Origin of the sequence: Neisseria sp. P0013.S005, from assembly GCF_051958425.1 — a bacterium.
GTDB lineage: Bacteria > Pseudomonadota > Gammaproteobacteria > Burkholderiales > Neisseriaceae > Neisseria > Neisseria subflava.
Genome location: NZ_JBQCVL010000042.1, coordinates 1 through 483, shown reverse-complemented (window position 1 = coordinate 483; position 483 = coordinate 1). Strand labels below are relative to the sequence as shown.

The window sequence follows — 483 nt, the reverse complement described above, 5'->3', positions numbered from 1 at the left end:
GCACGTCCTTTTTCTTTATCCGCTTCCTCCCTTTCGATCAGATTTCTACCCCGTAAAAGGCTTACACTCCGCATCATTGCCCTTAAATATCTCCTCACCGTCCGTACAGCTACCCTTCACCTTCATCTTCGTGCACACCACCGCCGTCAACGACTCGTTCAAGCGTAATACCCTGGGTTCCGCCTCCCTGTCCAGCGCCACCGCCTTCAGGGTAAACTTCCCTTCCAGGATCCCCTTAGCCTGGCCACTCATCCTGATACAGAAACCACCCGCTTCCTTCACCGGCAGCTCCGGCCACTTCGTCGACGTCAGCTTAAAGCTACCCTTTTTCGTGTAGAACTGCTCCATAAAGCGCGCATTTTCCAGCAGGGCGGCATGCGCCGCACGCAGGTTCGCCGAGCGGACCGATTCCCGATAGGCAGTCAATGCCGCCGTCGCCAATATCGAAACCAACAGCATCACCACCAACAGCTGTATCAAAGA

General features: G+C 55.3%; 1 protein-coding gene. It reads right to left on the bottom strand.

The window, feature by feature from the left end; genetic code table 11:
• Positions 1 to 45 precede the first annotated feature (45 nt).
• Positions 46 to 483: type IV pilin protein (locus ACTHTA_RS11410; protein WP_440364690.1), on the bottom strand; the 438-nt coding region annotated here is incomplete at its 5' end.